The 18,866-nt window shown below is 59.3% G+C and carries 20 protein-coding genes; 12 read left to right on the top strand and 8 right to left on the bottom strand.

What is annotated here, in order from left to right; translation table 11 throughout:
• Nucleotides 1-44 precede the first annotated feature (44 nt).
• The 4 genes from MMG91_RS22820 to MMG91_RS22835 form a co-directional block, all read right to left on the bottom strand.
• The gene (locus MMG91_RS22820) at nt 45-293 is read right to left on the bottom strand and encodes a GlsB/YeaQ/YmgE family stress response membrane protein (RefSeq protein ID WP_305447529.1); all 249 of its coding nucleotides are present in this window, start codon (nt 291-293) and stop codon (nt 45-47) included.
• 101 nt (nt 294-394) lie between these two features.
• A complete protein-coding gene (locus tag MMG91_RS22825) occupies nt 395-1,477 on the bottom strand; it encodes a 5-(carboxyamino)imidazole ribonucleotide synthase (protein ID WP_310660797.1) in 1,083 nt (360 codons plus the stop codon).
• Between the two features lie 11 nt (nt 1,478-1,488).
• Nucleotides 1,489-1,980: a 5-(carboxyamino)imidazole ribonucleotide mutase gene (gene purE / locus MMG91_RS22830; RefSeq protein WP_003196369.1), complete on the bottom strand. Its 492-nt coding sequence runs from the start codon at nt 1,978-1,980 to the stop codon at nt 1,489-1,491.
• Nucleotides 1,981-2,230: 250 nt separating this feature from the next.
• Complete coding sequence (locus MMG91_RS22835) at nt 2,231-3,148, bottom strand: LysR substrate-binding domain-containing protein (protein ID WP_310660798.1); 918 nt, start codon at nt 3,146-3,148, stop codon at nt 2,231-2,233.
• Nucleotides 3,149-3,328: 180 nt separating this feature from the next.
• Between MMG91_RS22835 and aspA the strand changes: the two genes are divergently transcribed.
• Nucleotides 3,329-4,753, top strand: coding sequence for an aspartate ammonia-lyase (gene aspA / locus MMG91_RS22840; RefSeq protein WP_052966087.1), 1,425 nt, complete (start codon nt 3,329-3,331; stop codon nt 4,751-4,753).
• Nucleotides 4,754-4,840: 87 nt separating this feature from the next.
• On the opposite strand, the gene MMG91_RS22845 is transcribed toward aspA, so the two are convergent.
• Nucleotides 4,841-4,987 (bottom strand): hypothetical protein, encoded by a 147-nt coding sequence (locus MMG91_RS22845; protein ID WP_310660799.1) that lies wholly within the window; start codon nt 4,985-4,987, stop codon nt 4,841-4,843.
• A 248-nt stretch (nt 4,988-5,235) separates the two neighbouring features.
• On the opposite strand from MMG91_RS22845, the gene MMG91_RS22850 reads away from it, so the two are divergent.
• Nucleotides 5,236-6,687: an alanine/glycine:cation symporter family protein gene (locus MMG91_RS22850; RefSeq protein WP_310660800.1), complete on the top strand. Its 1,452-nt coding sequence runs from the start codon at nt 5,236-5,238 to the stop codon at nt 6,685-6,687.
• Nucleotides 6,688-6,864: 177 nt separating this feature from the next.
• The gene (locus tag MMG91_RS22855; RefSeq protein WP_310660801.1) at nt 6,865-7,893 is read left to right on the top strand and encodes an asparaginase; all 1,029 of its coding nucleotides are present in this window, start codon (nt 6,865-6,867) and stop codon (nt 7,891-7,893) included.
• Between the two features lie 51 nt (nt 7,894-7,944).
• Here MMG91_RS22855 and MMG91_RS22860 read toward each other — a convergent pair whose 3' ends face one another.
• Complete coding sequence (locus MMG91_RS22860) at nt 7,945-8,370, bottom strand: hypothetical protein (RefSeq protein WP_310660802.1); 426 nt, start codon at nt 8,368-8,370, stop codon at nt 7,945-7,947.
• A gap of 505 nt (nt 8,371-8,875) precedes the next feature.
• Here MMG91_RS22860 and MMG91_RS22865 point away from each other — a divergent pair.
• The 3 genes from MMG91_RS22865 (at nt 8,876) to MMG91_RS22875 (ending at nt 12,255) form a co-directional block, all read left to right on the top strand.
• Nucleotides 8,876-9,868 carry an AraC family transcriptional regulator gene (locus MMG91_RS22865; protein WP_310660803.1) on the top strand — a complete coding sequence of 331 codons (993 nt, stop codon included), beginning with the start codon at nt 8,876-8,878 and terminating at the stop codon, nt 9,866-9,868.
• Nucleotides 9,869-10,109: 241 nt separating this feature from the next.
• The gene (locus MMG91_RS22870) at nt 10,110-11,141 is read left to right on the top strand and encodes a histone deacetylase family protein (protein ID WP_305447535.1); all 1,032 of its coding nucleotides are present in this window, start codon (nt 10,110-10,112) and stop codon (nt 11,139-11,141) included.
• Between the two features lie 13 nt (nt 11,142-11,154).
• Nucleotides 11,155-12,255 carry a polyamine ABC transporter substrate-binding protein gene (locus tag MMG91_RS22875; RefSeq protein WP_305503930.1) on the top strand — a complete coding sequence of 367 codons (1,101 nt, stop codon included), beginning with the start codon at nt 11,155-11,157 and terminating at the stop codon, nt 12,253-12,255.
• Between the two features lie 15 nt (nt 12,256-12,270).
• On the opposite strand, the gene MMG91_RS22880 is transcribed toward MMG91_RS22875, so the two are convergent.
• A complete protein-coding gene (locus MMG91_RS22880) occupies nt 12,271-13,824 on the bottom strand; it encodes a PLP-dependent aminotransferase family protein (protein WP_310660804.1) in 1,554 nt (517 codons plus the stop codon).
• A gap of 90 nt (nt 13,825-13,914) precedes the next feature.
• On the opposite strand from MMG91_RS22880, the gene MMG91_RS22885 reads away from it, so the two are divergent.
• Genes MMG91_RS22885 through MMG91_RS22895 form a run of 3 tightly spaced genes read left to right on the top strand, consistent with a single transcriptional unit; the run spans nt 13,915 to nt 15,686 of the window.
• The gene (locus tag MMG91_RS22885; RefSeq protein ID WP_310660805.1) at nt 13,915-14,538 is read left to right on the top strand and encodes an FMN-binding negative transcriptional regulator; all 624 of its coding nucleotides are present in this window, start codon (nt 13,915-13,917) and stop codon (nt 14,536-14,538) included.
• 9 nt (nt 14,539-14,547) lie between these two features.
• Nucleotides 14,548-14,994 (top strand): GNAT family N-acetyltransferase, encoded by a 447-nt coding sequence (locus tag MMG91_RS22890; RefSeq protein WP_310660806.1) that lies wholly within the window; start codon nt 14,548-14,550, stop codon nt 14,992-14,994.
• 17 nt (nt 14,995-15,011) lie between these two features.
• Nucleotides 15,012-15,686: a GNAT family protein gene (locus MMG91_RS22895; RefSeq protein ID WP_310660807.1), complete on the top strand. Its 675-nt coding sequence runs from the start codon at nt 15,012-15,014 to the stop codon at nt 15,684-15,686.
• Nucleotides 15,687-15,798: 112 nt separating this feature from the next.
• Here the strand turns inward: MMG91_RS22895 and MMG91_RS22900 are convergent, their stop codons facing one another.
• On the bottom strand, nt 15,799-16,695 hold the full coding sequence (locus MMG91_RS22900; protein ID WP_310660871.1) for a homocysteine S-methyltransferase family protein: 897 nt from the start codon (nt 16,693-16,695) through the stop codon (nt 15,799-15,801).
• Between the two features lie 112 nt (nt 16,696-16,807).
• On the opposite strand from MMG91_RS22900, the gene MMG91_RS22905 reads away from it, so the two are divergent.
• From MMG91_RS22905 to MMG91_RS22915, 3 genes are all read left to right on the top strand, one after another.
• Nucleotides 16,808-17,629: an ABC transporter substrate-binding protein gene (locus tag MMG91_RS22905; RefSeq protein WP_310660808.1), complete on the top strand. Its 822-nt coding sequence runs from the start codon at nt 16,808-16,810 to the stop codon at nt 17,627-17,629.
• Nucleotides 17,626-18,459 carry an amino acid ABC transporter permease gene (locus MMG91_RS22910; RefSeq protein WP_310660809.1) on the top strand — a complete coding sequence of 278 codons (834 nt, stop codon included), beginning with the start codon at nt 17,626-17,628 and terminating at the stop codon, nt 18,457-18,459. The genes MMG91_RS22905 and MMG91_RS22910 overlap by 4 nt, the downstream gene beginning before the upstream one ends.
• A 133-nt stretch (nt 18,460-18,592) precedes the next feature.
• Complete coding sequence (locus MMG91_RS22915) at nt 18,593-18,817, top strand: hypothetical protein (RefSeq protein WP_310660810.1); 225 nt, start codon at nt 18,593-18,595, stop codon at nt 18,815-18,817.
• The last annotated feature ends 49 nt before the right edge of the window (nt 18,818-18,866 follow it).

The following is an 18,866-nucleotide window of genomic DNA, read 5'->3' on the forward strand; positions in this document are numbered from 1 at the left end:
TAGCCCTCTCCGAGGATGACGCAGAGAGGGCTTTGTCACTTCAATCAGGTCCTTTTTTTGATCAGGCCGTAGATCACCAGCAATACCACCGCGCCCACCAGCGCACCGAGGAAACCTGCGCCTTCTCCAGCGCGGTAAATGCCCAGGGCCTGGCCGCCGTAAGTGGCCGCCAGCGAACCGCCGATACCGAGCAGGATGGTCATGATCCAACCCATGCTGTCATCGCCCGGTTTCAAAAACCGAGCCAGCAGGCCGACGATCAAGCCGATAAAGATGGTTCCGATAATTCCCATGACATTTCCCTCTGATTGAATTGGCTGAAGCCTAGCCAGACTTTGGCATCCTGCCATCAGAGAACGGCGGCCCCTGAAGGTTCCGCCGCTGCCACATGAAACTATTCGGCAATCAGCGCTTCGACCTTGAGGATCTGCGCGGCCAACGTATCACGGTCTGCACAGCGCAGATTGGCGTGACCAACCTTGCGGCCGGCCTTGAAGGCTTTGCCGTAGTGATGCAAATGGCAATCGTCGATCGCGATCACTTTCTCTACCGGTGGTACAACACCGATGAAGTTGAGCATTGCGCTCTCGCCGACCTTGGCCGTCGAACCCAGCGGCAGACCGGCGACGGCCCGCAGGTGGTTTTCGAACTGGCTGCACTCGGCGCCTTCGGTGGTCCAGTGCCCTGAGTTGTGTACGCGCGGGGCGATTTCGTTGGCCTTGAGGCCGCCGTCGACTTCAAAGAACTCGAACGCCATCACACCGACGTACTCCAGCTGCTTGAGTACCCGGCTGGAGTAATCTTCAGCCAACGCTTGCAGCGGGTGATCGGTGCTGGCCACGGACAGCTTGAGAATGCCGCTGTCGTGGGTGTTGTGAACCAGCGGATAGAACTTGGTTTCGCCATCGCGAGCACGCACGGCAATCAGCGAGACTTCGCCAGTGAACGGCACGAAACCTTCCAACAGGCAGGCGACGCTGCCCAGCTCCGCGAAGGTGCCGGCTACGTCTTCAGGCTTGCGCAAGACTTTCTGGCCCTTGCCGTCGTAACCCAGGGTGCGGGTTTTCAGCACGGCCGGCAGACCAATGGAAGCCACGGCGGCCTCCAGGTCGGCTTGCGACTGGATGTCGGCGAACGCGGGAGTCGGAATCCCCAGGTCCTTGAACATGCTCTTTTCGAACCAGCGATCGCGAGCGATGCGCAGGGCTTCGGCGCTCGGGTACACCGGGACGAATTGCGACAGGAACGCCACGGTTTCGGCCGGGACGTTTTCGAACTCGAACGTCACCAGATCGACCTCATCGGCCAACTGACGCAGGTGATCCTGATCGCCGTAATCGGCCCGCAGGTGTTCGCCCAACGCGGCTGCACAAGCATCCGGCGCCGGGTCCAGGAAAGCGAAATTCATGCCCAGCGGAGTGCCCGCCAATGCCAACATGCGACCTAACTGGCCGCCACCGATTACACCGATCTTCATCGTCAACAACCTCAGGCGATGCGTGGGTCTGGATTGTCCAGGACGCTGTCTGTCTGCTCAGCGCGGAATTTTTTCAGCACGGTATGGAATTGCGGATGCTTGGCGCCCAGGATGCTCGCCGAGAGCAGCGCTGCGTTGATTGCGCCGGCCTTGCCGATGGCCAGGGTGGCAACCGGAATGCCTGCAGGCATCTGCACAATAGAGAGCAGCGAATCAACGCCCGAGAGCATCGACGACTGCACTGGTACGCCCAGAACCGGCAGGTGGGTCTTGGCCGCACACATGCCTGGCAAGTGGGCCGCGCCACCGGCACCGGCGATGATCACCTCGATGCCACGAGCCTCAGCCTCTTCGGCGTACTGGAACAGCAGGTCCGGGGTGCGGTGGGCAGAAACCACTTTCACCTCGTAAGGGATGCCGAGCTTTTCCAGCATATCGGCGGTGTGGCTAAGGGTGGACCAATCGGACTTGGAGCCCATGATCACGCCAACCAGTGCACTCATCGTCGTGCCTCTTCTCTCTGGGCGCCCGCAGGCGCGTCATAAAACAACAAGCCACGCAGAGATGCGTGGCTTGATTGTACGAAAAATGGCCGGGCGTACCGGCCGAAGGCCGCGCAGTATACCGCAATGACGCAGATAAACAGCCCCCGATACGACCATCTGTCATACGGCGCAAGGTGCCGGTTTTATTGACCCTGAGGTCAGCGAACATTCAACGCAAGCCCGCCCCCACATTGAATCTTCAGTGGTCTCAGGATCCAGGTGTACTTTGGGCCGCGCCGCCTTCGAGCTTGCGCCAGAGCAACCGCACGTTCGCCTTGCGCACCAGCGCGCAGCGGTACAGACGAATTTCCAGTGGCACATGCCATTGCGGGCCACCGCAGACCACCAACTCACCGCGAGCCAGTTCGGCGCGCACGCTCAAGTGCGGTACCCAGGCAATGCCCAAACCTTCCAACGCCATGCTTTTCAGGCTGTCGGCCATGGCGGTTTCGTAAATGGTGGTGAACCTCAGGGCACGCTGGCGCAGCAGCATGTTGACCGAGCGCCCGAGAAAAGCTCCGGCACTGTAGGCCAACAGCGGCACGCTGGTCTCCCCCTCCAGATCGAACAACGGTTTGCCATCGGCATCGGCGGCGCAGACCGGGAGCATCTCGGTGTCGCCCAGATGCAGTGAGGGGAAAATCTCCGGGTCCATCTGCATCGCGGAGTCCGGGTCATAGAACGCCAGCATCAGATCGCAGCCACCTTCACGCAACGCATGCACCGCATCGCCGACGTTGGTGGCGACCAGTCGCGTGGCGATGTTCAGCCCTTCGTTGCGCAATTGTGCGATCCAGCGCGGGAAGAAACCCAGCGCCAGGGAGTGCGCGGCGGCGACCTGCATCACTTCGCCCTGCCCGCCTTCCAAGTGATGAAGGTGGCGCAGCACTTCACCCAGCTGTTCCACCACGGTTCGCGCGGTGACGAGAAACAGCTGCCCCGCCGCCGTCAACTCGACCGGAGTGCGAGAGCGATTGACCAGGGTCAGCCCCAATGCGGCTTCCAGGCTGCGGATCCGCCGGCTGAATGCAGGCTGAGTCACGAAGCGTCGTTCAGCCGCCTGGGAGAAGCTGCGGGTGGCGGCCAGAGCACTAAAGTCCTCGAGCCATTTGCTTTCCAGATTCATCACGCCCTCCCGGACACGCACCAATTTAGGTCACACGCTCGCCGCACACGCGGCGTCACACGGGCATTATGCCGAATGTGCATAGGCTAGTGTTTAACAGCATTGGCCCAAAATTCTTCACACGCCTAGCATTTGCGGTGTTCCGGCACAGACCGGGTCCCTATCGAGATGATTTCTATCATGTCCTCCGCTGCATCTTTCCGCACAGAAAAAGACCTGCTTGGCGTACTCGAAGTACCTGCTCAAGCGTATTACGGCATCCAGACCCTGCGAGCGGTGAACAACTTCCGTCTCTCCGGCGTTCCGATTTCGCATTACCCGAAGCTGGTTGTCGGCCTGGCAATGGTCAAACAGGCCGCCGCTGACGCCAACCGCGAGTTGGGTCATCTGAGCGAAGCCAAGCACGCGGCTATCAGCGAAGCCTGTGCCCGATTGATCCGCGGCGATTTCCACGAAGAGTTCGTGGTGGACATGATTCAAGGCGGCGCTGGCACTTCGACCAACATGAATGCCAACGAAGTCATCGCCAACATCGCGCTGGAGGCCATGGGCCACAGCAAGGGCGAATACCAGTACCTGCACCCGAACAACGACGTGAACATGGCGCAGTCGACCAACGACGCCTACCCGACTGCGATCCGTCTGGGTCTGCTGCTGGGTCACGATGCGCTACTGGCCAGCCTCGACAGCCTGATTCAGTCGTTCGCCGCCAAAGGTGAAGAATTCAGCCACGTTCTGAAGATGGGTCGTACCCAACTGCAAGATGCCGTGCCGATGACCCTGGGTCAGGAATTCCGCGCCTTCGCCACCACCCTGAGCGAAGACCTGGCCCGCCTGAAGACCTTGGCACCTGAGCTACTGACCGAAGTGAACCTGGGCGGCACCGCGATCGGTACCGGTATCAACGCCGACCCGCGTTACCAGGCCCTGGCCGTTCAGCGTCTGGCTCTGATCAGCGGTCAACCGCTGGTGCCGGCCGCCGACCTGATCGAAGCCACCTCCGACATGGGCGCCTTCGTGCTGTTCTCCGGCATGCTCAAGCGCACCGCGGTCAAGCTGTCGAAGATCTGCAACGACCTGCGTCTGCTGTCCAGTGGCCCACGCACTGGCATCAACGAAATCAACTTGCCAGCGCGTCAGCCAGGCAGCTCGATCATGCCAGGCAAGGTCAACCCGGTTATCCCGGAAGCCGTTAACCAGGTTGCGTTCCAGATCATCGGCAACGACCTGGCACTGACCATCGCGGCCGAAGGCGGCCAGCTGCAACTGAACGTGATGGAGCCGCTGATCGCCTTCAAGATCTTCGACTCGATCCGCCTGCTGCAGCGCGCCATGGACATGCTGCGCGAGCACTGCATCGTCGGTATTACGGCCAACGAGGAGCGTTGCCGTGAACTGGTCGAACACTCGATCGGCCTGGTCACCGCGCTGAACCCGTACATCGGCTACGAAAACGCCACCCGCATTGCCCGTATCGCGCTTGAAAGCGGCCGCGGCGTGCTGGAACTGGTGCGCGAAGAAGGCTTGCTCGACGAAGAAATGCTTGCCGACATCCTGCGCCCGGAAAACATGATTGCTCCGCGTCTGGTGCCTCTGAAGGCCTAACCAAACGCCGGCTCCAATGAGAGCCACGCTCACCAGGTCGAGGGACTAGACACCTCTCACCTTTTGAGGGCTTGGGGATTTATTCCCTCAAGCCCTTTTTTTTAACCCTTTGCGGATTTTCACAACATGTTGAATGTTTTCAGTGCCGCCAAGATCGCAGCCTTCGGCAGCTTCTACAGGGTTTGATGCCCCTATTGAAGCTGCCGAAGGCTGCGATTTTTGATTTTGCAGCACTTCGTTTCGTCGCTTGCACCACAATCGTGCAGACGGCCGGCACTCTCCTAGGTATAGTGCCGGCCCTCTTCGCGTGAGCGGTCGTCGTTAACGAGGCCCAAACCCATGCGAAACCCGAACTAATAAAACCCGCGATATGGAACCGGAACGAACCTCGATCCACTTGTTGTACCACGCGCAAGCCGGTGTAACGCGATGTGTCGGTCCATCCATTATCTGCACACACAAAAAATAGCGAGGAATAATCCATGCTCGAAGTCATCAACGACTTCCTCTCAGGGAAAGTACTGATCGTGCTCATTGTCGGGCTCGGTAGCTACTTCACGATCCGCTCGCGTTTCGTTCAGTTCCGCCATTTCTTTCACATGTTCGCGGTGTTCCGTGACAGCCTCAAAAGCAGCGCTGGCCAGCTCAGTTCCTTCCAGGCCCTGATGCTCAGCCTCGCTGGCCGCGTCGGTGCGGGCAACATCGCGGGTGTCGGCATCGCCGTGACCCTTGGTGGCCCCGGTGCGGTGTTCTGGATGTGGGTGACCGCGCTGGTCGGCATGTCCAGCAGCTTCTTCGAATGCTCCCTCGGCCAGCTCTACAAGCGCTGCGACTCCGAAGGCCAGTTCCGTGGCGGCCCGTCGTTCTACATTCAGCACGGCCTGCAGAAACGCTGGTTGGGGATGATCATGGCGTTCCTGCTGCTGATCACCTTCGGCTTCGCCTTCAACGGCCTGCAAGCCCATGCCGTGACCCACTCGCTGAACAACGCGTTCGGCTTCGACACCACATACACCGGGCTGGCCCTGGCGGTATTGCTGGGTCTGGTGTTCATCGGCGGCATCAAGCGGATCGCCAAGGTCGCTGACCTGCTGGTACCGGTCAAAACCCTGGCCTACATCGGCGTGACCCTCTACGTGATCGTGCTGCAGTTCGACCACGTTCCAGACATGTTGATGACCATCGTCAAAAGCGCCTTCGGTCTGGATCAGGCGTTCGGCGGCCTGATCGGCAGCGCCATCGTCATGGGCGTGAAGCGCGGCGTATTCGCCAACGAAGCAGGCCTGGGCAGTGCGCCAAACGTAGCCGCGGTGGCCTCGGTCGAGCACCCGGTCTCGCAAGGTGTAATTCAGGCGTTCAGCGTATTCCTCGACACCTTCGTGATCTGCACCTGCACCGCATTGCTGATCCTGCTGTCGGGCTTCTACACCCCGGGCTTTGAAGGTGACGGCATTGCCTTGACCCAGAACTCCCTGGCCGCCGTGGTCGGTGACTGGGGCCGGATATTCATTTCGGTGGCTCTGTCGTTGTTCGTGTTCACCTCGATCCTCTACAACTACTACCTGGGCGAGAGCAACCTGCGCTTCATGATCGGCGAAAACCGCAAGGCGCTGATCGGCTACCGCACTCTGGTACTGGTGTTGATCTTCTGGGGCGCTATCGAGAACCTTGGCACGGTGTTCGCCTTCGCCGACATCACCATGACCCTGTTGGCCTTCGTGAACCTGATCGCGCTGTTCCTGCTGTTCAAGGTCGGCATGCGCATCCTGCGTGACTACGATGACCAGCGCGCTGCCGGCATCAAGACTCCAGTGTTCGATTCGAGCAAGTTCCCGGATCTGGACCTGGACCTGAAAGCCTGGCCAGCCAATCCGCCAGCCGCTGCTCCAAAGGCACAGGCTCAGCCGGAAGGCGTGACCGCAGCGCAACGCTGATTGGTAAAAAAACCGGGCGCATCCCCTGCGTCCGGCGTGACACAGCTTGCGACCGACGTCATGCTCGGTCGTATGTTGTGGCAGCTTTTTTTGATGCTGCCGTTTTGGTTCGAGCCTGAGACCACATCGCTGCCATCGCGAGCAGGCTCGCTCCCACATCGTTTTCGGAGAACCTCCATGAATTCCTCGACCTTTCCTGCTGCCCAGCACGTCATGGTGCTCTACACCGGTGGCACCATCGGCATGCAAGCCAGTGCCCATGGCCTGGCCCCGGCGTCCGGTTTCGAAGCGCGGATGCGCGAGTATCTGCACAGCCAGCCCGAGCTGGTGGTGCCGCAGTGGCGCTTTCGTGAGATGTCGCCGCTGATCGACAGCGCCAACATGACGCCCGCCTACTGGCAGCAACTGCGTGAAGCGGTGGTCGACGCCGTTGATGTCCAGGGCTGCGACAGCGTGTTGATCCTGCATGGCACCGACACCCTGGCTTACAGCGCCGCGGCCATGAGCTTTCAGTTGCTCGGCCTGCATGCCCGCGTTGTGTTCACCGGTTCCATGTTGCCCGCCGGCGTGGCCGACAGCGATGCCTGGGAAAACCTCAGCGGTGCATTGGTTGCTCTTGGCCAGGGCCTGGCGCCGGGCGTTCATCTGTACTTCCACGGCGAACTGCTCGACCCGACCCGTTGCGCCAAGGTTCGCAGTTTTGGCCGTCATCCGTTCAAGCGGCTGGAGCGTCAGGGTGGCGGCGTGAAAGCGACTTCCGTGCCGGCGCAGCTGAACTACAACCAGCCTAAACAGCTGGCGAAGGTCGCGGTGTTGCCACTGTTCCCAGGCATCGGTGCCGATCAACTGGATGGCCTGCTCAACAGCGGTATTCAGGGTCTGGTGCTGGAATGTTATGGCAGCGGCACCGGGCCAAGCGACAATCCCGGGTTTCTCGCCAGCCTGGAACGGGCGCGGGACAAAGGTGTGGTGGTGGTCGCGGTCACGCAATGTCATGAAGGTGGTGTGCAGCTCGACGTGTACGAGGCGGGTAGCCGCTTGCGTGACGCCGGTGTGTTATCTGGTGGCGGCATGACTCGCGAGGCGGCGTTCGGCAAGTTGCATGGGCTGCTGGGTGCAGGGCTTGAGACAGCTGAAGTTCGGCGGCTGGTTGAACTCGACCTGTGCGGCGAACTGGCCTGGAGCTCCTCAGACATTACTGACTGAGAGAAGTAAACCTTCCCGCCAGACTGTGCGGGAAGGTTTACTGCGACTCACCTACGGACTAATGGTGACGTCGAATTTACCGTCCTCCAATACTGCGTAATCATCGTTATCACCCCTGAAATTCATCAGGCCCTGAATACGGCCGCTACTTTCCTCCCACTCCACACGCACCCAGCCACTAGACGCCAGCCATTCTTGTGGAGGCTCTGCTGTCGGATCCTGAAACAGCAAGTAAACACTGTTGCTAGGTAGTTCAATTTTTTTGCTCAATGCGTCCTTGTTAATTACCAGGCCGATAAACGAATTAAACCCACTTCCTTCCGACATATCAAAATACAACGAAATATCTCGCTCCCTAATCGCAGCATGACTGAGTGGAAAATTTTCCGCCACGTCATTAACTTTAATACTCAGCGCTCCATTGACCTTTTGCAGACTTTTGAAAAACTCTGCCGAATACTTCTTAACTTGACTCATGACAATCTCCTTATATAACGACATGCATTGGAAAAAACTAATAACCTCTGCGCCGTCTATAGTTTGGTATATGCCCTTTACTAACCGGGTAATTCAGGCACTCCCCCAGAGGACATTGACAAGCTAGTCCTCGAAAAGCATCTCGTCAAAAAAACAAATAAAATAGCAACCAACGAATAAAAACATGACAAGCGGTCGTTTTTCCATCAAAGAACTATTGCTTATGACAGTAGACGACTATTATGTTTTTATATAGGCTAATGAGCCGAAGACTACAGCCCCACAGAATCAAACCAATAACAACCACCACTTACGAAGTACTAAATAGAAGTGAGATTTTGTTAAACTTAAACAACAGATCAACCACCCTCTATCGACAGCCATCGTTTTACTCAACATAGATTCACAGACAATAAAGGCCGTCTAAATCCATACGTTATGCAAACATCATTGAGGAACGGCACACAACTTGCTGAATTCCTGCATCCAAAACCCGGAACCACCCATGCTCCACTCCCACCTCACCACCCTCAACGCCGTCTCCCTAGTGCTCAATACCTTCAAGGCCGAAGGCTTGTCGAGCGAAGCGTTGCTGGCCGGCAGCGGCATCAGCGCGGCGGATCTGAGCCGGGCGGACACGCGCATCACCACCAACCAGGAGATGCTGGTTTGCGCCAACGCCGTCGCGTTACGCCGCGATATCGGCCTGGAATTGGGCCGGCGGATGCACGTTTCGTCCTACGGCCTGCTCGGGTACGCCTTACTCACCAGCGCCACTTTAGGTGACGCCTTGCGGTTGGCGCTGCACTATCCGGCGCTATTGGGAACACTGTTCAAGTTGAGCCTGGAAGAAGATGGCGAGTGCATCTGGCTCACAGCAGGCGACTATCGGGAAAACCCCGCGCTGGCACCATTCAATGTCGAGTTTTGCCTGGTCTCGATGAAAGTCACCTGCGAAGACCTGCTCGGCCACCCCCTGCCTCTGCTTGGCGCTCGCTTCGATTACCCGGCCCCGGACTATCAGGCGCGCTACACCGAGCGTTTCGACTGTCCGTTGCAGTTTGATGCGGCATCCAACGGATTTGCCTTCGACAAGCGCTGGCTCGAACAACCCCTGCCGCTGGCCGACGCCATCACCCACCAGGCCATGGCCGAGCGCTGTCGCAAGCAAAACACCGAGTTCACCGGGCGTCAGGCCTGGCTCGGGCGTATCCGCCAACTACTTGCTGCGCAACTCAACGCGGCTCCGGGCCTGGATGGGCTGGCAGAACAGCTTAACTGCTCGGCGCGCACCCTGCGGCGACACCTTAAAGAGCTAGGTTGTAGCTACCAGGAATTGCTCGATGAATTGCGCTTCGAGCAGGCCAAGCGGATGCTCTGCGAAGATCAACTGCCGATCTATCGGATTGCCGAGGCGCTGGGATTCAGCGAGACCGCGAGCTTCCGACATGCGTTTGTGCGCTGGAGTGGTGTGGCGCCCAGCCAGTTCAGGCCCTGACAACCCACCCCGGTAGGAGCGAGGCTTGCCCGCGAAGCTTTTGGCGCACTTGAGGACGCCTTCGCGGGCAAGCCTCGCTTAGGTCAGATGCGTCATTCGAGGGCGCCGTCGCGCCAATAAGGGGCGAATTTCGGTCAAATATTTTGGCCATATTGATCCCCTTTTGGCCTTTCCTGCCGTTCTCCCAATCGCCGCCCGCCGCAAGACTGTGTGCAACCGAATCAGCCTGCGGAGAACAAGAATGCTGACGATCTACTCGGACGATCACCACTTGCATCACGGCCGTTGTGAACTGATGGACGGGCAATTGATGCCCTGCTTCGAAATGCCCTCACGGGCCGACCATGTGCTGGCGCGCGTACAGTACCGCCGTCTGGGCCCGGTCGAGGCGCCGCAGGATTTCGGTCTCGGGCCGATCGAGCGCATCCACAGCCGCGATTACCTCGACTTCTTCAAAGGGGCCTGGGCGCGCTGGACCGAATTCAATACCGACGGCGACTTGCTGCCCTACACCTGGCCGGCCCGCACCTTGCGCCGGATCATGCCCACCAGCCTGCACGGCCAACTCGGCTATTACAGCTTCGATGGTGGCGCACCGATTACCGCCGGCACCTGGCAAGCGGCGTATAGCGCGGCGCAAGTTGCCCTCACGGCCCAAGCGGTGATCCAGCGCGGGGCTCGCAGTGCTTTCGCCTTGTGCCGTCCACCGGGACACCATGCCGCCAGCGATTTGATGGGCGGTTATTGCTACCTCAACAACGCTGCCATCGCCGCTCAGGCATTCCTCGATCAAGGCCACAAAAAGGTCGCGATCCTCGACGTCGATTACCACCACGGCAATGGCACCCAATCGATTTTCTACGAACGCAGCGACGTGCTGTTCACCTCGATCCATGGCCATCCAGAAGCCGAGTTTCCGTTCTTCCTCGGCTACGAAGACGAACACGGTGAAGGCGCAGGCGAAGGGTTCAACTTCAACTACCCTTTGCCCGCTGGTTCAGGCTGGGACAGATGGAGCGCGGCGCTGGAGCAGGCCTGCAAAGAGATCGAAAAATACGGCGCCGACATCGTCGTCGTGTCCCTGGGGGTCGATACGTTCAAGGACGACCCGATCTCCCAATTCAAACTCGATAGCCCGGATTACCTGGCGATGGGCGCGCGCATCGCGGACCTCGGCAAGCCGACGCTGTTCGTGATGGAAGGCGGTTACGCGGTAGAAGAAATCGGCATCAATGCCGTGAACGTTCTCGAAGGTTTTGAAAGCGCCCAATGAGGAATTAGAACAGATGAACCGACTCAAGCGTCTTATCGCTCCAATGCTATGTGCCACAGTGTTCAGTGGTGCCGTTCACGCTGAAGAACGTACTTTGCGGGTGTACAACTGGTTCGACTACATCACCCCCAAAGCGCTGGAAGATTTCAAGGCCCAGAACACCCAGACCAAACTGGTCTACGACATCTTCGATACCAACGAAGCGCTGGAGGCCAAGTTGCTGACCGGCAACTCCGGCTACGACGTGGTGGTGCCGTCCAACGTGTTTCTCGCCAAGCAGATCGAAGCCGGGGTGTTCCAGCCGCTGGACCGCAGCAAACTGCCGAACTGGAACCACCTCGATCCGAAACTGATGAAGCTGATCGAAGCCAATGACCCGGGCAACAAATTCGCCGTGCCGTACATGTACGGCACCATCCTGATCGGCTTCAACCCGGACAAGGTCAAGGCGGCTTTGGGCGACAACGCACCGCTGGACAGCTGGGACCTGATCTTCAAGGAAGAGAACATCAGCAAGCTCAAGCAGTGCGGCGTGGCCCTGCTCGACTCACCGTCGGAGATCCTGCCGCTGGCCCTGCAACACTTGGGCCTGGACCCCAACAGCAAGAAGCCGGCGGACTACGCCAAGGCTGAAGCGCTGCTGATGAAGATTCGTCCGTATATCACCTACTTCCATTCCTCCAAGTACATGGCCGACATCGCCAACGGTGACATTTGCGTGGCGGTCGGTTATTCCGGCAGTTTCTCCCAGGCCGCCAACCGTGCCAAGGAAGCCAAGAATGGCGTGATCGTCGACATGCGCCTGCCCAAAGAAGGTGCGCCGATCTGGTTCGACATGCTCGCGATTCCCAAAGGCGCGAAAAACCCGGAAGACGCCTACACCTTCATCAACTACTTGCTGCAACCCCAGGTGATCGCACCGGTCAGCGACTTTGTCGGCTACCCGAACCCGAACAAGGACGCCACGGAAATGGTCGACCCGGCGATCCGCAACAACCCGAACCTGTATCCCACCGAAGCGGCGATGAGTACGCTCTACACCCTGCAACCGTTGCCTCGTGATGCCGAACGGGCACGGACCCGCGCCTGGACCAAGATCAAATCAGGGACCTGATCCGGGCGGCGCAGCTCACACCGGGCTCCAGATCTCTTTGAGCCTCGCCAGTGCCGACTCGATAGCCGTCTCCGGCACTGCAGCGAACCCCAGGACCAGCCCCGCTCGCTGGTCCTCGGGGAGCGTCGTGTCTGGCAGCCAATAACTGCTCAGTCCATTGACCTCCACCCCGACGCTGGTGGCTTGTTCGATCAATTCGCGCTCACGGGCCACGCTGTCGACACGTACCGTCAGGTGCAAACCGGCCGCCACACTGGGCAGCTTACCGACGCCCGGGATACCTCTGGGCCAGCCATCAAGCAAAACGTTACGCCGACTCAACGCAGCACGGCGCATACGCCGGATGTGTCGCTGGAAGTGCCCGGCCGCCATGAACTCAGCCATGACCGCTTGAGTGCTGACCTCCGAGTGCCGTACGTCCACCGCACGACGCTGGGAGAACGCCTCAACCAATCCGGGCGGCAACACCAGATAACCCAGTCTTAATGCCGGGAATGCGACCTTGCCGAAGGTGCCGACATACAGCACCCGCCCCTGCCGATCGAGTGCAGCCAACGGCGCCAGCGGTGCGCCGCTGTAACGGTATTCGCCATCGTAGTCGTCTTCGACGATCCAGCCTTGGGTGCGTTCGGCCCAGGCCAACAATTCAAGGCGCCGCGCCAGACTCATGACCACTCCGGTCGGGTACTGATGCGACGGCGTGACGTAAGCTAATCGACAATCACTGAGCCCCGCCAATTCGGTGCAATCAATCCCCTCGCTATCCACCGCTATCCCGTGCAATCGCGCGCCGGCGACAGCGAACGCATGACCCGCCGCTCGATACCCCGGATTTTCAATGCCCACCCCGTCGCCAGGCTCCACCAGCAACTGTGCACAAAGGCTAATCCCCTGTTGTGCGCCACTGGTGATCACTATTTGCTCAGCGGTGCACTGCATGCCCCTCGAACTGCGCAAGTACGCAGCAATCAGCCCACGCAATCGTGCATCGCCCGCAGGGTCGCCGTAACACAGTTGCTCTAAATCCGGCTTACGCCAGAAAGCCGCGTTCAGCTTGGCCCAGACCTCGAAAGGAAATAGATCAAAGGCTGGAACGCCGACACGAAATGCCCGAGGTGGGCCACTGGGAGGCAAGGTCAAATGGTTCTTTTCAACCCGGACCAAAGCACCGCTGTGGATAACTTTACTGGATGAAACCACAGGTAAATCCAGCCAGTTTGTGGATAAGGCTGTGGGTAACCCTGTTGAAAACCCTGTGGATACTTTTGTGGATAATTTTTTCACCGACACTGCGGCTTGAGGCAATTGCGCGACATAAGTCCCGTCGCCAACACGCCCCTCGATGAAGCCCTCAGCGTAAAGCTGATCGTAGGCACGGACTACGCTGTTACGGGAAATCGATAACGCCGCCGCCAGATCGCGACTGGCCGGCAGTCGTGTGCCGCTGGCCAGTCGTCCGTCGAGCACTCGCACCCGTAACGCCTGATAAAGCTGACGACTCAGGCCCTGGCGGCGGTCGAGTTCGATACCCGCCGGGTTGAATGACGAGGGAAGCGGCGTATTCGACATGGTAATGGACCTGTGAAATTGGTCATTAATGGCTCTTACAACAGACCAATAGCCTGCCTAGGATGCAGACATTCGCCAAGGAAAATTTCCATGTACACGCCCAGCGCCTTTGCCATCGATGATATGAATGAACTGCATCAGCAGATACTCGGCACTCGTCTTGCTGTCTTGGTCACCCACGGTGAACAGGGCCTGCAAGCCAGTCATCTACCTTTGCTGCTGAATGTTGATCACGGCCCGAACGGCACCCTCTACGGCCACTTCGCCCGGGCCAATCCGCAATGGCGGGAATTGCAGAACGGCGCCGAGGCGTTGGTGATTTTTGCCGGTGCCGATGCGTACATCAGCCCAGGGTTTTATCCAAGCAAAGCCGAGCATGGCAAAGTCGTACCGACCTGGAACTACATCGCTGTCCACGCCTACGGCACCGCCGAAGTTTTCAGCGACGCTGACCGCCTGCGCACTCTGGTCAGCGGCCTGACTGACCGTCATGAGTCAGGCCGCGCCAACCCATGGAAGGTCGCCGACGCTCCAGCCGACTACATTGATGGCATGCTCAAGGCCATCGTCGGTTTTGCCTTGCCGATCCAGCGTCTGGAGGGCAAACGCAAGCTCAGCCAGAACCGCAATGCTGCAGACATCGCCGGTGTGCGCGAGGGGCTGTCCGCCAGCCCTGATGTGCACGACCAGGCCCTCGCCCACTTGATGCGTTAAGGAACCCACATGAGTCAGATCGACATTCGCCAGGTCACCGCCGACGATCACGCGGCCTGGCTGCCGTTGTGGCAAGCCTACTTGCGCTTCTACAACACCGAATTGCCCGATGCAGTCACCCGGAGCACCTGGCAGCGCTTTCTCGACCCAAGCGAACCGACCCACGCGGCGCTGGCCTGGGCCGATGGCAAAGTGGTGGGCATGGTGCATTTCATCTACCACCGCTCAAACTGGAGCATCGAAAACTCCTGCTACCTGCAAGACTTGCTGGTGACGCCGGAAACCCGCGGCACCGGTGTCGGTCGGCAACTGATCGAATTCGTCTATACCACGGCCAAGGCCGATGGCTGCTGCAAGGTCCATTGGCTGACCCACGAAACCAACGCCACCGCGATCCAGCTCTATGAGCGCATCGCCGAGCGCCCCGGTTTCATCCAGTTTCGCCACGTCCTATAAGGTTCAAGGAGAGCAGCATGTCGACTTCACTCGCGGACTGGAAAGGCGTTCCGCCGCCCTCGGTTCAACTGATCGAAGGGCGTTTCATCCGCCTGGAAAAACTTGACCCGGCGCGTCACGCCGACGGCTTGTGGAAAGCCCTCGAAGGTCCGGGCTCGGATCCGAAGCTCTGGGACTATTTGCCTTATGGGCCTTTCCCGGAGCGCAGCGCTTTCAACGATTGGCTGAACAACCACGCGGCCAACAGCGACCCGTATTTCTTCACGGTGATCGACCGCGCCAGCGGCGACGTGCAGGGTATCCTCAGCCTGATGTCGATTGTGCCTTCTCAGGGTCGCATCGAGATCGGCCATGTGACCTTCGGCGCACCGATGCAACGTTCACCAAAAAGCACCGAGGCGGTTTACCTGCTGGCCAGGGAATCCTTTGCCTTGGGTTACCGGCGTCTGGAATGGAAGTGCAACAACGGCAATGCCCGTTCCAAGTATGCAGCGGAGCGGTTGGGGTTCAGTTTTGAAGGGGTTTTCCGCCAGCACATGGTGGTCAAGGGTCAGAACCGAGACACGGCGTGGTATTCGATTCTGGATTCGGAATGGCCGGCGATTGGCGCGGGGTTCGAGCGGTGGCTCTCCGATGAGAACCAGACGGCATCGGGGCAAGTGAAAACCCTGGTGGAGTGCCGCACCAGATGATCGTTCCCACGCTCCTGCGTGGGAATGCAGCCACGGATGCTCTGCGTTCGATCCGGAGGGCGACGCAGAGCGTCGCGGGATGCATTCCTTTGCTGCGCGTGGGAACGATCTTTCAAACCAGTTTCTGGGCGAGCACTGCAATATGCTCCGGCCCAATCCCGCAGCAACCGCCCAAATGGCTGGCCCCGCGCTTCTGCCAATCGGCCGCCCATTGCAGATATCCCGGGGGGTCCAGATCGTCGCGCAACGGGTCCAGACCGTCATTGGCCGTGGCTTCTTTCGGCTGCGGCGGGAAGGCATTGGCGTAGGCGCCAATGTGAATCTTCACACCCAAACGTTCGAAGGTTTCCCGCGCCGCATCAATCGCAGCGCCGATCACTTCGGGCTGGCTGCAGTTGAACAGCAAGGTCTCGACGCCCAGCTCAGCCGCCACCGCGGCAGCCTCAGCCACGGGCTCACCGGAACGCAGACGCGGCACTTCGTCGGTGTCTTCATCCTTCAAGGTAAATGACAGCCAGAACGGCTTGCCGTCCTTCGGCAGTCCGGCATGGATCGCCCGTGCCTCGATAATCGAGCTCTGGGTTTCGGCCAGCCACAGGTCGACATGAGGCGCCAGGCCATTGACCAGAGGCGTCAGCAATTCAGTCACCCGCGCTGCATCGAACAGGTCCGGGCGATAGGAGCCGAACAGCGGCGGCAATGAACCGGCCACCCGCACTGGTTTGCCCGCCGCATCGACTGCACGCCGGGCCAGTTCACCGGCCAATGCCGCGAGCGCCTGGCCCTCAGCGGCAAAACGCTCTTCACCAATATGGAACGGCACCACCGCGTAACTGTTGCTGGTGATCACGTTGGCACCGCTTTCGATATAAGCCGCATGCACCGCCTCTACCGCTTGCGGCGCTTCGCTCAAGGCCAGCGCCGACCACTCGGGCTGCCTGAACGGCGCCCCTCGGCGTTGCAGCTCACGACCCATGCCACCATCCAGAATTACCGTCCCTGCGCCCATATGCTTTTCACTCATAAGCTTATGAAAATAACTCACTATCAGAGTCGTTCTTATAACTATTTAATACGCACCACCCGGTTAATAACAACCTCTTTTTTTTCAGGGATCAACTGTGAAATTTCAACCACTGCTGGCCCTTGGCCTGACGATTCTGGCTGCCTCCACTCAAGCCTTTGCGGGCGCCACCCTGGATCGCATCGAGAAAAAGAAAGAACTGGTGGGCGTGTTGATGGAAAGCTATCCGCCCTTCTCGTTCCTCAACGATCAAAACCAGCTCGACGGTTTCGACGTCGACGTGGCCAAGGCCGTGGCGGACAAACTGGGCGTCAAGCTGCGCCTTGAAACGCCGTCCTGGGATGTGATCGCCGCCGGCCGCTGGAGCGGGCGTTACGACATCTGCATCTGCTCCATGACCCCGAGCAAGGCCCGCGCCGAAGTCTTCGACTTCCCGGTCGAGTACTACGCCTCCCCTGCGGTGATCGTGGTCAACGCCAAGGATGACAGCATCCACGGCGCCAAGGACCTGAGCGGCAAAAAAGTCGGCCTCACCAGCGCCTCCAGCTATGAAAGCTACCTGAACAAAAACCTGGTGATCGAAGGCGCCGAAGACACCCAACTGCAGTACCCGTTCGAGAATGTGCAGATCGCTCCGTACGACACCGACAACGTGGCCTTCCAGGATTTGGGCCTGGGCGCTGGCGTGCGTCTGGACGCGATTCTCACCAACCTGGTGACCGCGCAACCACGCCTGAACGAAGACAAGCGCTTCAAGCTCGCCGGTGATCCGCTGTACTCGGAGCCGAACTCGGTGGCCATCGAAAAAGGCGACGCCCAGTGGGACGCCAAAGTACGTGATGTGTTTGCCCAGTTGAAACAGGACGGCACCTTGAGCAAGCTGTCGCAAAAATGGATCGGCGCCGACATCAGCAAATGACTTCTTTCCCCAAACCACCTCAGCCGCCGCAACCGGTGGCTGAGTCGTTGTTGCAACGGATTTTCGGTTTCCGCACGCGGCTGTACCTGACCTGGGCAGCGATGTTCGGGTTGTTTGCGAGTTTCTTCCTGAGCTTCGACCTGAAGTTCTCGATCATCCTCGACAAACTGCCGAACCTGATCGGCCTGCACCTGGCGCCCAACGGCTTTCTGCAAGGCGCGGCACTGACGCTGTTTTTGTGCCTGTGCTCGATTGTGGCGTCATCATTGCTGGGCTTCATCACTGCCCTGGCTCGGTTGTCGAAAAGCGCGGTGGCGTTCGGTATCGCGAGCTTCTATGCCTCGTTCTTTCGCGGCACACCGCTGCTGATCCAGATCCTGCTGATCTACCTCGGCTTGCCGCAATTGGGCATCGTGCCGGGCGCCATCGCCGCTGGCATCATCGCTTTGTCGCTGAACTACGGCGCCTACCTGAGCGAAATCTTTCGCGCCGGCATCCTCGGCGTTCCCCACGGCCAACGCGAAGCGTCACTGGCCCTGGGCATGCGCGAAACCGTGATTTTCTGGCGCGTCACCCTGCCCCAGGCCATGCGCACCATCATCCCGCCCACCACCAACCAGTTCATCTCCATGCTCAAGGACTCGTCACTGATTTCGGTGATGGGGGTTTGGGAAGTGATGTTCCTGGCGCAATCGTATGGGCGCTCGAGCTATCGCTATATCGAAATGCTCACGACGGCGGCGGTGATTTATTGGGTGATGTCGATTGGGCTGGAACTGATTCAGGCGCGGATGGAGCGGCATTATGGAAAGGCTTATGTGAGCCGGTAAGAGCTGCCGAGTGCTGCGATCCTTTGATCTGCGGCAGATGCGTTTTTGCCGGTGCGCTAGCCCCCCTGTCTTGAGTCACTGTAAGAAAAGTGTTGAAGGTGGGTTCGGACAAGTCACCAACAATCTGGCATTCATGACGCCAGAGGCTTCCTACAGTGACACTCAAGTGGCGCTGACCCGCAACGATGTGCCGCTTGAGACGGTTGCCACCTCTGCCAGCGCGCAGGCCCTGGCCCGCAGTGTAGACCCCCCTAAAACCGTGATCGCCAACGCCGCCATCGGCGCGCTACTGGCTAGCAACAAGGCCAATGCCGCCGTCGCCATTGAACAATTGGCTGCCGGTAGCATTGCTGGCTGATACTCCGCTATCGCGAGCAGGCTCCCACATTTGCCTGGTGGAATATTGG

This window comes from Pseudomonas sp. JL3, assembly GCF_031570575.1.
GTDB classification, from domain to species: Bacteria; Pseudomonadota; Gammaproteobacteria; order Pseudomonadales; family Pseudomonadaceae; genus Aquipseudomonas; species Aquipseudomonas cucumis.

Bases quoted from the DNA above. Each gene is read 5' to 3' on its own strand.
- MMG91_RS22880 (WP_310660804.1), bottom strand. From the start codon at position 13,824: ATGTCGAATACGCCGCTTCCCTCGTCATTCAACCCGGCGGGTATCGAA.
- MMG91_RS22885 (WP_310660805.1), top strand. From the start codon at position 13,915: ATGTACACGCCCAGCGCCTTTGCCATCGATGATATGAATGAACTGCAT.
- MMG91_RS22865 (WP_310660803.1), top strand. From the start codon at position 8,876: ATGCTCCACTCCCACCTCACCACCCTCAACGCCGTCTCCCTAGTGCTC.
- MMG91_RS22835 (WP_310660798.1), bottom strand. From the start codon at position 3,148: ATGAATCTGGAAAGCAAATGGCTCGAGGACTTTAGTGCTCTGGCCGCC.
- MMG91_RS22855 (WP_310660801.1), top strand. From the start codon at position 6,865: ATGAATTCCTCGACCTTTCCTGCTGCCCAGCACGTCATGGTGCTCTAC.
- aspA (WP_052966087.1), top strand. From the start codon at position 3,329: ATGTCCTCCGCTGCATCTTTCCGCACAGAAAAAGACCTGCTTGGCGTA.
- MMG91_RS22890 (WP_310660806.1), top strand. From the start codon at position 14,548: ATGAGTCAGATCGACATTCGCCAGGTCACCGCCGACGATCACGCGGCC.
- MMG91_RS22895 (WP_310660807.1), top strand. From the start codon at position 15,012: ATGTCGACTTCACTCGCGGACTGGAAAGGCGTTCCGCCGCCCTCGGTT.
- MMG91_RS22900 (WP_310660871.1), bottom strand. From the start codon at position 16,695: ATGGGCGCAGGGACGGTAATTCTGGATGGTGGCATGGGTCGTGAGCTG.
- MMG91_RS22915 (WP_310660810.1), top strand. From the start codon at position 18,593: ATGACGCCAGAGGCTTCCTACAGTGACACTCAAGTGGCGCTGACCCGC.
- MMG91_RS22825 (WP_310660797.1), bottom strand. From the start codon at position 1,477: ATGAAGATCGGTGTAATCGGTGGCGGCCAGTTAGGTCGCATGTTGGCA.
- MMG91_RS22850 (WP_310660800.1), top strand. From the start codon at position 5,236: ATGCTCGAAGTCATCAACGACTTCCTCTCAGGGAAAGTACTGATCGTG.
- MMG91_RS22870 (WP_305447535.1), top strand. From the start codon at position 10,110: ATGCTGACGATCTACTCGGACGATCACCACTTGCATCACGGCCGTTGT.
- purE (WP_003196369.1), bottom strand. From the start codon at position 1,980: ATGAGTGCACTGGTTGGCGTGATCATGGGCTCCAAGTCCGATTGGTCC.
- MMG91_RS22910 (WP_310660809.1), top strand. From the start codon at position 17,626: ATGACTTCTTTCCCCAAACCACCTCAGCCGCCGCAACCGGTGGCTGAG.
- MMG91_RS22860 (WP_310660802.1), bottom strand. From the start codon at position 8,370: ATGAGTCAAGTTAAGAAGTATTCGGCAGAGTTTTTCAAAAGTCTGCAA.
- MMG91_RS22875 (WP_305503930.1), top strand. From the start codon at position 11,155: ATGAACCGACTCAAGCGTCTTATCGCTCCAATGCTATGTGCCACAGTG.
- MMG91_RS22820 (WP_305447529.1), bottom strand. From the start codon at position 293: ATGGGAATTATCGGAACCATCTTTATCGGCTTGATCGTCGGCCTGCTG.